Here is a 12,604-nt window from a genome sequence, read left to right on the forward strand (position 1 = left end):
CCGCGCGCTGGCCATGCGGCACACGCGTCTTGCGGACCTTGCCGCGAGCTTTCCTGCGCTGTTGTTCGCGCTGGCGGTCCCGCGAGCCGGGATCGCTTCGGCGCGCGCACGCGCATGCGTCATCGACGGCCGCTCGCTCGCGGACGCCGCGGCCGCGGCGGGCATTCCGCTGTGGCTGCGCAGATTGCCGCCGGAAGCATTCACCGCTCCGATCACGGGACTGCCCGATGACGAGCTGTTTCGCCGGCAGATCGCGAACCACCTGCCGCCGTCACCTAAGCTCGCGCCGATCTGGCTGAAATCCGTCGCGGCGGTTGCCGAGCTCGCACATGGGCCGGCGGCGGTCTGGATCGCGCGCGAGCTGGTCCCAGCGCCGCCGCGCACCGATCCTGCGCGATTGCGGCTCGTCGGCCTGTGGGCGTGGTTCTCCACGCAGCCGGCGACGCTGGGACATACGCTGATCGACCGGAGGTGGACGCCGAGCATGCAGATCGGCTCGGCGCTCGCGGCCGCCGATGCGTGGCGCACGATGATCGCGCTGCATGTCAGCCTCGGCTCGGAGAAGATCGCGGATATGTGGCTGCGGCCGGGCCGCGTTGACGGTTACGACTTCATCCCGCTGAACTCGACCACGGATATTTCGGAGGAGGCGGAAGCGATGCAGAATTGCCTGCGCACCTACGGTCCCAACCTCGCCCACAATCGCTCGCGGCTGTGGAGCGTCAAGCGGAGCGGGCAACGCGTCGCCACCCTGAGAGTTGCGGCGCGTTTTGAGGGTCCGTTGCCAGGTATCGCCGAGCTCACCGGTATCCGGAACGCCGAGATGCCGCGCGAGGTCTGGTGGGCAGCGCGCCAATGGCTGCATAGCCACGGCCTGTTGCGGATGGAGGTCGAGCAACGCAGATGGGGCACCGCGCCTCTCGACCGCCCGACCTGGCGCGCGATCTGGCGTCCGTACTGGCTCGCCAGGCGGCAGATTCCGGAATGGCTGCCGCTCGCTCCGTCGCGCAAGGCGCTCAATGCGCTGTGATGCGCATCCGCCACCGCCGCTTCGTTGCTAATCGTCGGCAACAATCTGCTGGGCAAGGTTGTCGACCACCACAGGACTCTCGAAATAGGTGACGATCGGATCGGCGCCATATTTCTCCCGTGCGCGGGCGCGCCACGCATCGGTGTACAGCGCTTCCGCCTCCACTCTCGAGTTCCAGAAATAGATACCGCCGGCCGTCATCCCGTCCTCGGACAGCAAATAGGTCTTTCGGAACAGCCCCTGAATGCCGCGATAGATCGGCGCGGTACTCAGGAAGATGCTGCGGGCTTCCTCGCGCGTGATCGGCTTCGGCAGCTTGAACGTCGTGATTGCGGTAATCATCCGGATCTCCTCGGCTTCATTCTTGACATCATTGTCAATATTGACGATTGTGTCAAGAATGACCCGATGGAGTGGATCGAATGGTGGGCGTGCGTCAGTTCGACGAGGACGAGATGATCGCAACCGCGCTCGATGTGTTCTGGCGCAAGGGCCTGCACGATGCGACCATGCAGGACCTCGCGGCCGCGACCGGCGTCCAGCGCGGCAGCCTCTACAACGCCTATGGCGACAAGGAAGCGATCTTCCTGCGCGCCTTCGACCAGTATGCCGCGCAATTCCTGGACGCGGCCGGCGGCGCGCTGGCGCAGGGCGATACCGCAGCGAGACTGAGGGACTTCTTTGACATGATCATCGTCAACATGACCGACGGCACGCCGCAGCGGGGCTGCCTGACGACGCGCACCGCGCTGGACGCGTCCGTTTCGAGCGCGGATGTGCGTCAGCGCGTGCAGGACGTGCTCACCCGGCTCGAGCAGCTGGTCGGCAAGGCCATCAGCGCGGCGCCGAACAGGCGCAGCACGGCCGACGCGAACCGGCTGGCGCGCGTCATCGTGACGTTCACGCGCGGGCTCGCCGTGATGGAGCGCGCCGGATACAGCCGCAAGCAGTTGAGGGAATCCGCCACCACATTCATCGATGCCGTGATTGGCGACGCCTGAGGCGGCGTCCCTGTCCCGGCGACGGCGTCATCGTAACGGAGAAACCAGCATGCAGGAACGGAACGGCGGCTGCCTGTGCGGCGCGGTGCGTTACACGCTCAAGAGCGAACCGCGGAGCATCGCGATATGTCATTGCACACATTGCCAGCGGCAAAGCGGCAGCCTGTTCTCGTTCAACCTCGTGATCCGCGAAGCCGACTACCAGCAGTCGGGCGAGACGGTGGTGTTCGTCGACAAGGGCGACAGCGGCCATCCGGTCCATCGTCATTTCTGCGGGCGCTGCGGGTCCCCTCTGCTGGCGAAGACCGCTTTGATGCCCGGCAAGGTCGTGGTGAAAGCCGGCACGCTCGACAGCATGGAAGGATTGCAGCCGCAAGCCGAGATCTATACCGATCGCGCCGTCGCATGGCTCACGCCGATCCCCGGCGCTGCGCGCTTTGCCCGGAACGTGTGACCGGACGCGCCGGTCACGAACGCAGCGGGAAAGGATTCAGCCTGGCCAGGGTTGCCACCGTTCCGATTGCATCGGAACGGTGGCTCTCGATTTTGCTCTGACGCGTTTTCACGCGAACCGATATCAGCTTCGCTCGAAAACGCTCCGGCGATCATTGACCGGCCGGCAGTTCGGCGTAGTTGCCGTCCTTGTCGCGGCGGTACACGACGTAGTCGATCAGGGTGATGTCACCCTTCGGCGTGTAGCTGATCTTGCCGAGCACGGTATCCCAGCTTCCGGCCTTGATGGCCGCCGCGACCTTCTTGGCGTCCGTGGTCTGGGCACGGGCTGCGGCCTGGCTCCAGATCTGGAACGCGGCATAGCTGTAGAGCGTGTAGCCGTCGGGATCGATGCCCTTGTCCTTGAACTTCTTCAAGGTCGCGGCCGCGGTCGCCTTCTTGCGCGGGTCGGGCGAGAAGGTGAACAGCGAGCCTTCGGCGAGCGGACCTGCGATCGCGGCGAACTGCTTGTCGACCAGGGCGTCGCCGCCCATCAGCACCGCATTGACGCCCTGCTCGCGCATCTGGCGCAGGATCAACGCTGCCTCGGCATAATAGCCGCCGACATAGACGAAATCGATCGACTCCTTCTTGAAGCGGGATACCAGGGCAGCAAAATCCTTGTCGCCCTTGGTATAGGCCTCATAGAGCTTTTCCTTCACGCCCGCGGCGTTGATGGCGTTCTTCGTTTCGTCGGCAAGGCCTTTGCCGTAGGTCGTCTTGTCGTGGATGATCGCGACGTTCTTGGTCTTGTAGTTCTTGATAATGTAGGCGGCCGCAACCGTGCCCTGCTGGTCATCCCGGCCGCAGACACGGAACGTGTTCCACAACCCGCGCTCGGTGAATTGCGGATTGGTCGAGCCCGGCGTGATCTGCAGCACATTGCCCTCTGCATAGGCGTCCGACGCAGGGATCGAGGTCGATGAGCAGAAATGCCCAACGACGAACGGAATCCTCGCGCCTGCCATCTTCTCGGCAACCGACACCGCCTGCTTCGGATCGCAGGCATCGTCGCCGACCTCCAGCTTCAGCTTCTTGCCAAGCACGCCACCCGCCGCATTGATGTCGGCAATCGCGAGATCAGCACCGTTCTTGAACTGCTGGCCAAAGCTCGCCTCGGAGCCGGTCATCGGCCCGACCACGGCAACACTGATATCCTGTGCCATGGCGGCGCCGGACAAGGCCAGGCTCGCGCCGAGCGCAAGAAAATATCCTCGAAGTGCAAACTTCATCACATTCTCCTCGATGGTCTCAAGTCGCCTCAATGCATCGCAGTCGACGAATCCGCCGATTGCAACGATCACCGGGGGGCTGCCTTTTAAGCGCGAGACGATTGGCAGGCTCGGACTGAGGCGACAGGGGATTGGACATATGCGACATCGGGCAACAATGTGAAACACGTTGTCGTGCATTGACGTCTGAAATCGCCCGCAGCGGACGTGATTGGGCGGCGATGTTGTGTGCGCGACAGCACACAGGCTGGCGGAGAGCGCTGTTTGCGACGTCGCCCGAGATCGACCAGATGCCGGACGACGGCGCCGCGCAGCTCGGGCGTCGCGAGCTGGTAGCTGTCGTCAAGCTCCCTGATGTAGAGCGCCGGCAGACGCATCGCCTCGGTGTTCGCGGGCAACGGCCGGTTCAGCATGTCCTCGGGATCGCGGACCAGCAGTGCCAGCGCCTTGCGCGGCAGCCTGAGACCGACGAAACGGCTCGGCGAGACCGGGACCACTATGTTGCCGACCTCCGCGCTCGACTCCAGCACGGCCTGCCCCGGGCCCAGCTCGATGTCGCGGCCGCGCTGCGACGCGCGGGCGTTGCCGCTCGTGATGATCGTCAGCACAAGGTCGTCATTGCCGTCGAGCAGCTCGCGCGACCGTGCGATCTTGAGGTTGCTGCACGCCCAGGATCCGATCCCGAGCCCAGGCAGCTCGCGCACATTGGCTTCGGCATGGAACGCGCCGACGCTCAGTGGCTCCGGATCGAGCTTCACGATCATCCGCCCGATCTGCTCGCGAAAGATCGGCAAGCGGTCGCGCTCGCCGAAATCCGCGGCCGAGAACCGAAACCCGGCGATATCCGGCGACTGCATCGTCATCGGCCAATCCTCATGGCGGCGGGAGGTCGCCGGTGATATGGGGCCGATTTGTGGCAGCATGACACCGCTCGAGTGCACGGGACCGTGCTTACGCGTCGGCACTTTTGCTGCAGACAGGCGATGCTCGCCGGATCATCCTGACGCTATTGCCGGATCTGAAATCGCAACCGAGACCGAAATCGTGCTCGCTCGATATTGCCCGGTGTCGTCATCCCAAGCCGTTACGCGGATTATAATTGACTGACCGGACGGTCAATAGTAATCCAAGCGCACGTCACGCAACCTTCGGCCACCAGAAGCCGCAACGGGAGGTCATCATGGTCAGCGATTTGGTGTTGACCGATATCCGCGCCGAATATCGCGTCGTGACGCTCAACGCCTTTCTCGAAAAGCGCGCGACGCGCTTTGTCGGACGAGCCAAAGCTTGAACGTTCGGATTGAACATTCCGCCGTCAAGGCGAGACGCATCATTGATCACAAGTCAGAAGGTCCAATTGCGATGACACAGCCTCAATCCAGTGGTGCACGGACGGCGGGCAACGTCATGAAGCTCGACAGCTTCGTGCGCGGAAAATGGTCCGGCCCGGGCGAACCGGCAGCCGAGATTCACAGTGCCGTCACCGGCGATGTGGTGGCGGTCACCACCAGGAGCGATCTCGACATGCGCGAGATCCTCGCCTATGGCCGCGCGATCGGCGGCAAACATCTCAGAAAGCTGACGTTCCATCAGCGCGCGGGCCTACTGAAGGCGCTGGCCGACTATCTGACCCAGCACAAGGACCGGCTCTACAAACTATCGTTCCATGCGGGCGCAACCCGCACCGACGCTGTCATCGACGTCGACGGCGGCATCGGCACGTTGTTCGCCTTTGCCGGCAAGGGACGCCGCGAACTTCCGAACAGCAAAGTCCTGCTCGACGGCAATGTCGAAGGGCTCTCCAAGGGTGGCGCATTCGCCGGTCAGCATATCGTGACGCCGCTGCACGGCGTCGCCGTGCACATCAACGCATTCAACTTTCCGTGCTGGGGCATGCTGGAGAAGCTGGCGCCCGCGCTGCTGGCCGGCGTGCCCGTCGTGACCAAGCCCGCGACGGTCACCTCCTATGTCGCCCACGAACTGGTCCGGATCATCACCGAATCCGGCGTGCTGCCCGAAGGCGTGCTGCAATTCATCGTCGGATCGACCGGCGACTTGTTCGACCATCTGACCTGCCAGGACGTGGTGTCCTTCACAGGCTCGGCCGACACGTCGCAAAAACTGCAGCGGCATCCGGTCATCGCGCGCGAAGCGGTCAGGTTCATCGCCGAACGGGATTCGCTGAACGCCGCAATCCTCGCTCCGGACGCAGTGCCGGGAAGTCCGGAGTTCGACCTCTTCGTCAAGGAAGTGGCGAAGGAGATGACGGTCAAGGCCGGCCAGAAATGCACCGCGATCCGTCGCGCGCTGGTGCCGTCGGCGCAGCTCGATGCCGTGATCACGGCGCTGCGCGACCGTCTGGCCAAGGTCACGATCGGCAATCCCGAAAACGACAAGGTCAGGATGGGGCCGCTGGTCGGGCTCGGCCAGCGCAGCGATGTGCTTGCCCATGTCGCGAAGCTTCGCGCCGAAGCCGAACTGGTGGCCGGCGATCCCGGCAACTTCGGGCTGCTCGATGCCGACGCGAAGCGCGGCGCCTTCGTTCCGCCGCTGCTGCTGCATTGCGCCAAGCCGCTCGCCGCATCCGCAGTCCACGAGATCGAGGCGTTCGGGCCTGTCAGCACCGTGATGGGTTACGACGATCTGGAGCAGGCGATCGCGCTGACCAATCGCGGCGGCGGCAGCCTCGTCGCATCCATCTACACGCACGACATCCCGGCTGCGACCGAACTGGCATTTGGCATCGGCAGTTTTCACGGCCGCGTCGCGATCATCGACCGCGACTGCGCGAGCGAGCACACCGGACACGGTTCGCCGATGCCGCAGATGGTTCACGGCGGCCCCGGCCGGGCCGGCGGCGGCGAGGAACTGGGCGGCGTCCGCAGCCTCCAGCACTACATGCAGCGCACCGCATTGCAGGGATCGCCGGCGATGCTGAGCGGCGTCACCGGCCGCTGGTTCAAGAGCAGCCCGATGCTCGAAGGCGACCTGCATCCGTTCCGCTATCACTATGACGATCTCGAGATCGGCCGCACGCTGGTCTCGAAGTCGCGGCAGATCACGCTCGACGACATCGAGCACTTCGCGCATTTCACGGGCGACACCTTCTACGCCCATATGGACGAGGAAGCGACCAAGGGGCATCCGTTCTTCCCAGGCCGCGTCGCGCATGGCTATCTGCTGCTGTCGTTTGCGGCCGGCCTGTTCGTCGATCCCGACTACGGGCCGGTGCTGGCGAATTACGGCCTCGACTCGCTGCGCTTCGTCAAACCCGTCCAGCCCGGCGAACAGATCCAGGTGCGGCTGACCGCGAAGGAGAAGATGCCGCGCAACAAGCAATATGGCGAGGTACGCTGGGACGTCGAGATCACGACCGGCACCGGCGAAACCGCGGCGACCTACGAGCTGCTGACGATGAATGCGATGCGGGCTTAACGGCCCGCGTCAGAGCAACTCGGCCTGCCGGCTGCGGCCGGCCGATTTCGCCCTGCCGCGCGGCCGGGTGGCGGCGGCCGCGGCATCGTCGGCGCCGGCCAGCACGAGTTGCGCGACGAAACCGGCATATTCGGCGCGGGTCATCGGCCCGCCCTCGCGAAACCACATGTAATGCCAGTTCAGCATGCCGAAGACGCTCATCGTCAGCGGCTTGAGCAGGCGCTTGTGCTTCGCCGCCGGCACGGCGGCGGCGAGTGCGTCCGACATGATCCCAACCAGGATCCGCTCGCTTGCGAGCAGCGGCTGTTGCTTGTCCTTCGGCAACAGCTTGAGACTTGAGATCTGGACCTGATGTTCGGCGTCGGCATGCCGGTAGAGCTCGAGCAGGGTCGCAACGATCGTCCTGAAGCGCGCGACCGGATCGCCGGCCTGTGCGCTCGCCTTGCGGACCGCCGCCACCAGCTTCGCGAGGTGCGACGACAGGATATCGAACAGGATCGCTTCCTTGTCGGGATAATAGTGATAGAGCAGCGCCTTCGAAACCCCGCAGGCATCGGCGATGGTGTTCATCGACGTGCCGACATATCCCGATGCGGCAAACAGCTCGGCCGAGCGATGCAGCATCGAGAGGCGCTTGTCGTCATAGTCCTTGGCGCGCGATCGGGCCATGTCTTGTCCGTTTCACCAGGCGGCCGTTCGGCCATCGTCCAGAGATGTCAGTCAATAGTCGCAAGGTTCCGGGACCACAGCCCCGCCTCCGAACCGCTATTTATTGACCATCCGGTCGGACAATTCCATAAGCCCGGCGATCGGGCAACATTGCCCGGAATGAATTTTCCTGGCGCCGCGTCGCGAGAGCATCTCTCTGCTGCAAATCGCCTCGCCATGCGCGTCTGATTGCAAAGTTCGCGGCGCCGCCGAGTTTCGCGCGCGTCCCGAACAGGAGCGTGTTATCGTTCATTGAACGGCTCGGAATGCGAAGGAGGCTCTGGGTGCGGACATCCTCTTGGCTCCACGTCCTTCGTCGCGCGGCCCGTCGGCTGAAGAGATGGCAGCGGCGGCTGGCCCGCGCCGCCAACCCCGACGGCAAGGACATGTACGAACTCTTTCTGTTTGGTCCTCACGGCTGATCGCTCGTTGGCGCGACGCATGCCCAGTCGAGACCGCAGCAGATGTGATCCATCGCCACGCCGACGTCAGTCTGCCCACGCCGCACATGTCGTGCGGCAGGATCACACACAGAGCGATAGCATGACAGCGCCCGCTCTACCGGTTCGCGCCGACGAGGAACGGCGGTCGCATCCTTCGCGCGCGTCTAGAGCCCCGTTCCGATGGAATCGGAACGGGGCTCTAGATTCTAGTTTTTGACGCGCTTTCCTGCCGCGAACCGGCGTCCACTTCGCTCGGGAAAGCTCTAGCTGCCGAAGCCGGCCGGAATGAACGCCGGCAGCTTCTCCTCGATGAAGTGCTTGACCTCGGGTGAATTGAAGACCTGGATGAAGGCCTTCAGGCGCGGATCGTCCTTCTTGTCCGGCCGCGCGGTAAAGCGCAGCACGAGACCGTCATCGACCGTGCGGTCGATCACCAGCGCCGATTTTGGATCACCGCCGGCCGGTATCAGATAGGTGATGTTGACGAGCGCAAGCGTGACGTCATCGAGCGACCGGTAGGTCTGCGCCGGATCGAGCTCGACGATCTTCAGGTTCTTGGGATTTTCGATGATATCAAACCGATTGACCGAAAAACCCTTGCCCGGCGCCAGCTTGATCAGTCCGGCGCGTTCGAGCAGGATCAAGCCACGCGCGCCGTTGAGCGGCTCGTTCGGGATCGCAACGCTGTCGCCGGACTTGATCTCCTCGAGCGACTTGATCTTCTTCGAGAACAGCCCGACGGGCGCGATCACGCCGACCTTGTCGACCTGGACCAGGTCGAAGCCGCGCTGCTTGTTCTGGATCGCGAGATAGGTGGCGTGCTGGAACAGGTTGGCGTCGACGTCGCCGCTGTTCACCACCTCGTTCAACGCGACCCAGTCCGACAGCTCGACGATCTTGACGTCCTGTCCCTTGTCCTTGGCGAGCTTGGCGGCAAAGCCAGCCAGCTGACCGACCGGGCCGGCGCTGGTCGCGATCTTGAGAGGTTCGTCCGCAACGGCGGCCGCAGTCATGGCAAGCAGCACGCCAGCCGCCTGCGCCAGGCGCAACAATGTCTTCATGGTCTCGGTTTCAACTCCGTCTTCAGGGATCGATCAGGCCGCCTTGCGGCCGCTGCTTCCCGCCTCAGCATCAGTCAATGCCTGGGTGAGGTCGGCGAGGATGTCGTCGGGATGTTCGATGCCGACCGAAAGCCTGATGTAGCCGGGCGTCACGCCTGCCGCGAGCTGCTCTGCGCCGCTCAGTTGCTGATGGGTGGTCGATGCCGGATGGATCGCCAGCGAGCGCGCATCGCCGATATTGGCGACGTGATAGAACAGTTTCAGCGCATCGATGAAACGACGGCCGGTCTCGACGCCCCCCTTCAGCTCGAAGCCGACCAGCCCGCCATAGCCGCCCTTCAGATAGAGATCGGCGCGGCGCCGGTCCTCCCCGCTCTGCAGTCCGGGGAAGATTACGTGCGAAACGGCGGGATGTCGTGCCAGGAAATTCGCGACCTTGATCGCGTTCTCGTTGTGCTGACGCAGCCGCAGGGGCAAGGTCTCGAGTCCCTGGATGAACTGAAATGCGTTCTGGGGAGCGACCGCGGCACCGAGATCGCGCAGCAGCTTCACGCGTGCGCGCAGGATGTAGGCGATCGGACCGAGCGGCTTGGCTGCCTCGGTCCAGATCGCCCCGTGATAGGCATCGTCCGGCTGCGTCAGCAGCGGGAAGCGCTCGGCGTGCGCCGCCCAGTCGAAATTGCCGCCATCGATGATCGCTCCGCCAATCGACGTGCCGTGGCCGCCGATATACTTTGTCGCGGAATAGACGACGATCGCTGCGCCGTGCTCGAACGGGCGCGCAATGAGCGGGACGGCGGTGTTGTCGAGAATCAGCGGCACGCCGAGCGAACGGCCGATATCCGCGACTTCCCTGATCGGGAAGACGTTGAGCTTGGGGTTCGGCAGCGTCTCGGCGAAATAGGCCCGGGTCTTCGCATCGGTCGCCCGGCGGAAGTTTTCCGGATCGGCCGGATCGACGAAGCGAACCTCGATGCCGAACTGCTTCAGCGTCTGCGACAGCAGCGTCCAGGTGCCGCCGTACAGATCGGTCGATGAGACGATATTGTCGCCGGCTTGCGCGATGTTGAAGATCGCGTAAGCCGTCGCCGACTGGCCCGACGCCACGGCCAGCGCGCCAACGCCGCCTTCCAGCGCGGCTAGGCGCTCCTCGAACGCGTCAGCCGTCGGATTCTTGATCCTGGTGTAGATCTGTCCGATCGCCTCCAGGGCGAACAGCCGCGATGCGTGATCGGTATTCTCGAATTGAAAGGACGTCGTTTGGTAGATCGGAACGGCGACGGCGCCGGTCGCCGGGTCGGACCGGTACGATCCGCCATGCAAGGCGAGCGTCTCGACATTCTTGGTTTCGATCGGCATCTCGAAATTCTCCTGAAATCCGCGGACCCAGCATCAAAAGGCAAGGAATGATGCGCAGCAGCGTCCGCGACTGTCGAGACATCGGAGAAAATAGCGATGAGCGTGCTGGCGGCGCGTCTGATGGCGTCGCTAATTTTTCAGCCGCGGCGCCTGTCGCGTAACATTTGTTTCACTGCTCCGCCGGTTTGAACGGCTCAGTGGAGCTGATGAGTCATCTGCCGATCGCGCCTGCAAATCAGTACGCAATGTCGTGCATACCGTCATTTCGAACAGCACGACGACGTCGAACAAACGAATCTCTGCTGCGCCGGATCGAAGACAAAGCACGATTTTGATCCTGTCTTTCCATATAGAAAATAAAGCCGCGCAGCTGACGTGATAAATCACCTCTCAGTCCTCAATTAGCGGAATTGCGCAATGACCAGACCAAAGGAACTTCGCTTCAACGCGTTCAACATGATGGCGCCGAGCCACAACTGGGCCGGTCTCTGGTCGCATCCGCGCGACACTTCACTTAACTACAACTCGCTCGACTATTGGGTCGACTACGCCAGAACCGCCGAACGCGGCCTGCTCGACGGCATCTTCCTCGCCGACGTCTTTGGTATCTATGACGTCTACGGCAGCAGTCCTGACACTGCGCTGCGTCACGCCGTTCAATTGCCGAACGCCGAGCCGACCCTGCTCGTCTCCGCCATGGCTTACGCAACGAAGCATCTCGGCTTCGGCATCACATCCAACCTCACCTACGAGCATCCCTACCAGTTCGCCCGCCGCTTCTCGACGCTCGATCATCTCACTCGCGGGCGGATCGGCTGGAACATCGTCACCGGCTATCTCGACAGCGGCGCCCGCGGAATGGGCCTTGAGGCCAACCGCGCGCATGATGAACGCTACGAGGCGGCCGAGGAGTTTCTCATTGCGAGCTATAAGCTATGGGAAGGCAGCTGGGAGGACGGCGCGGTTCGCCGTGACCGGACAGCGCGCGTGTTCACGGATCCGACAAGGATCCACAATGTGCGGCACCAGGGACTTCATTACCAGGTCGACGGCATCCACCTCGCCGAACCCTCGCCACAACGCACACCGTTGCTGTATCAGGCGGGAACCTCGAAGCGCGGCCGCGCCTTCGCGGCGAGGCACGCGGAGGCGATCTTCCTCAACGGCCAGACCAGGCCCATTCTGGCTCGTGCCGTACGCGAGATCAGGGAAGCGGCCAAGGCGTTCGGACGAGATCTCTATGATATCCGCCTGTTCGCCGGCGCGACCGTGATCGTTGCCCCGACGCGCGCGGAGGCCAACGATCTGCTCGAGGAGTACGCAGGGTATGTCGATCAAGCCGGCCAGCTGGCTCTGCTCTCGGGCTGGACCGGCATCGACTTCTCGAACTATCGTCCCGATCAGGCGGTACAATATGTCGAGAGCAACGCGATCCAGTCGATGGTCGAGAATTTCACGTTGCGGAGCGAGCGGCCGGTCAAGGTCGGTGATCTCGCGACGCTGAGCCGGATCGGCGCACGCTCGCCATTCGTGGTCGGCTCACCCCAGGACGTGGCCGATGAGCTGATCGCCTGGGCCGACGAAACCGACGTCGACGGCTTCAACCTGTTCCGCCTCGTCGCGCCGGAATCACTGACGTCATTCGTCGACCTCGTCGTGCCGGAATTGCAGTCACGCGGAGTCTACAAGACAGCCTATCGCGAAGGCACGCTCCGCGAGAAGCTGTTCCCCGGACGCGGACCCTATCTTGACGCCACGCATCCCGGCGCCGGCTTCCGCCGCGCCTCGACGGCAGCGCGCACCGAAGCCGCCGAATAGATCGGCCTGGAAACCTCCCGGCGAT

General features: G+C 63.7%; 12 protein-coding genes. 6 read left to right on the plus strand and 6 right to left on the minus strand.

Annotation, left to right across the window (positions count from 1 at the left end):
- Window positions 1-13 precede the first annotated feature (13 nt).
- Window positions 14-1,030, plus strand: coding sequence for a hypothetical protein (locus ACVIHF_RS28225; RefSeq protein WP_253607016.1), 1,017 nt, complete (start codon window positions 14-16; stop codon window positions 1,028-1,030).
- Between the two features lie 27 nt (window positions 1,031-1,057).
- Here ACVIHF_RS28225 and ACVIHF_RS28230 read toward each other — a convergent pair whose 3' ends face one another.
- A complete protein-coding gene (locus tag ACVIHF_RS28230; RefSeq protein WP_253607015.1) occupies window positions 1,058-1,372 on the minus strand; it encodes a monooxygenase in 315 nt (104 codons plus the stop codon).
- An 80-nt stretch (window positions 1,373-1,452) separates the two neighbouring features.
- Between ACVIHF_RS28230 and ACVIHF_RS28235 the strand changes: the two genes are divergently transcribed.
- Complete coding sequence (locus tag ACVIHF_RS28235; RefSeq protein ID WP_253607014.1) at window positions 1,453-2,031, plus strand: TetR/AcrR family transcriptional regulator; 579 nt, start codon at window positions 1,453-1,455, stop codon at window positions 2,029-2,031.
- Window positions 2,018-2,485 carry a GFA family protein gene (locus ACVIHF_RS28240; protein ID WP_253607013.1) on the plus strand — a complete coding sequence of 156 codons (468 nt, stop codon included), beginning with the start codon at window positions 2,018-2,020 and terminating at the stop codon, window positions 2,483-2,485. The genes ACVIHF_RS28235 and ACVIHF_RS28240 overlap by 14 nt, the downstream gene beginning before the upstream one ends.
- Before the next feature lie 151 nt (window positions 2,486-2,636).
- On the opposite strand, the gene ACVIHF_RS28245 is transcribed toward ACVIHF_RS28240, so the two are convergent.
- Together ACVIHF_RS28245 and ACVIHF_RS28250 are read right to left on the minus strand one after the other, a co-directional pair.
- On the minus strand, window positions 2,637-3,755 hold the full coding sequence (locus ACVIHF_RS28245) for a branched-chain amino acid ABC transporter substrate-binding protein (protein WP_038382395.1): 1,119 nt from the start codon (window positions 3,753-3,755) through the stop codon (window positions 2,637-2,639).
- 86 nt (window positions 3,756-3,841) lie between these two features.
- Entirely contained in the window at window positions 3,842-4,618 is a 777-nt protein-coding gene (locus tag ACVIHF_RS28250) for an AraC-like ligand-binding domain-containing protein (protein WP_253607012.1), read from the minus strand.
- A 236-nt stretch (window positions 4,619-4,854) separates the two neighbouring features.
- On the opposite strand from ACVIHF_RS28250, the gene ACVIHF_RS28255 reads away from it, so the two are divergent.
- Window positions 4,855-5,046, plus strand: coding sequence for a hypothetical protein (locus ACVIHF_RS28255; protein ID WP_253607011.1), 192 nt, complete (start codon window positions 4,855-4,857; stop codon window positions 5,044-5,046).
- Between the two features lie 116 nt (window positions 5,047-5,162).
- Window positions 5,163-7,190, plus strand: a complete 2,028-nt coding sequence (paaZ, locus tag ACVIHF_RS28260) for a phenylacetic acid degradation bifunctional protein PaaZ (RefSeq protein WP_253607010.1) — start codon at window positions 5,163-5,165, stop codon at window positions 7,188-7,190.
- 9 nt (window positions 7,191-7,199) lie between these two features.
- Here paaZ and ACVIHF_RS28265 read toward each other — a convergent pair whose 3' ends face one another.
- The 3 genes from ACVIHF_RS28265 to ACVIHF_RS28275 form a co-directional block, all read right to left on the minus strand.
- A complete protein-coding gene (locus ACVIHF_RS28265) occupies window positions 7,200-7,859 on the minus strand; it encodes a TetR/AcrR family transcriptional regulator (RefSeq protein WP_225158698.1) in 660 nt (219 codons plus the stop codon).
- Window positions 7,860-8,604: 745 nt separating this feature from the next.
- Window positions 8,605-9,402, minus strand: coding sequence for a MetQ/NlpA family ABC transporter substrate-binding protein (locus ACVIHF_RS28270; protein ID WP_253589216.1), 798 nt, complete (start codon window positions 9,400-9,402; stop codon window positions 8,605-8,607).
- Window positions 9,403-9,435: 33 nt separating this feature from the next.
- Window positions 9,436-10,761, minus strand: coding sequence for an O-acetylhomoserine aminocarboxypropyltransferase/cysteine synthase family protein (locus ACVIHF_RS28275; protein ID WP_253607009.1), 1,326 nt, complete (start codon window positions 10,759-10,761; stop codon window positions 9,436-9,438).
- 417 nt (window positions 10,762-11,178) lie between these two features.
- Here ACVIHF_RS28275 and ACVIHF_RS28280 point away from each other — a divergent pair, with 417 nt between their 5' ends.
- A complete protein-coding gene (locus tag ACVIHF_RS28280; protein ID WP_253607008.1) occupies window positions 11,179-12,579 on the plus strand; it encodes an LLM class flavin-dependent oxidoreductase in 1,401 nt (466 codons plus the stop codon).
- Window positions 12,580-12,604 lie beyond the last annotated feature (25 nt).

Source organism: Bradyrhizobium sp. USDA 4506 (genome assembly GCF_054058795.1).

Coding starts and splice junctions, on each gene's coding strand:
- ACVIHF_RS28275 (WP_253607009.1), bottom strand. CDS start 10,761: ATGCCGATCGAAACCAAGAATGTCGAGACGCTCGCCTTGCATGGCGGA.
- ACVIHF_RS28245 (WP_038382395.1), bottom strand. CDS start 3,755: ATGAAGTTTGCACTTCGAGGATATTTTCTTGCGCTCGGCGCGAGCCTG.
- ACVIHF_RS28225 (WP_253607016.1), top strand. CDS start 14: ATGCGGCACACGCGTCTTGCGGACCTTGCCGCGAGCTTTCCTGCGCTG.
- ACVIHF_RS28270 (WP_253589216.1), bottom strand. CDS start 9,402: ATGAAGACATTGTTGCGCCTGGCGCAGGCGGCTGGCGTGCTGCTTGCC.
- paaZ (WP_253607010.1), top strand. CDS start 5,163: ATGAAGCTCGACAGCTTCGTGCGCGGAAAATGGTCCGGCCCGGGCGAA.
- ACVIHF_RS28265 (WP_225158698.1), bottom strand. CDS start 7,859: ATGGCCCGATCGCGCGCCAAGGACTATGACGACAAGCGCCTCTCGATG.
- ACVIHF_RS28250 (WP_253607012.1), bottom strand. CDS start 4,618: ATGACGATGCAGTCGCCGGATATCGCCGGGTTTCGGTTCTCGGCCGCG.
- ACVIHF_RS28235 (WP_253607014.1), top strand. CDS start 1,453: ATGGTGGGCGTGCGTCAGTTCGACGAGGACGAGATGATCGCAACCGCG.
- ACVIHF_RS28230 (WP_253607015.1), bottom strand. CDS start 1,372: ATGATTACCGCAATCACGACGTTCAAGCTGCCGAAGCCGATCACGCGC.
- ACVIHF_RS28280 (WP_253607008.1), top strand. CDS start 11,179: ATGACCAGACCAAAGGAACTTCGCTTCAACGCGTTCAACATGATGGCG.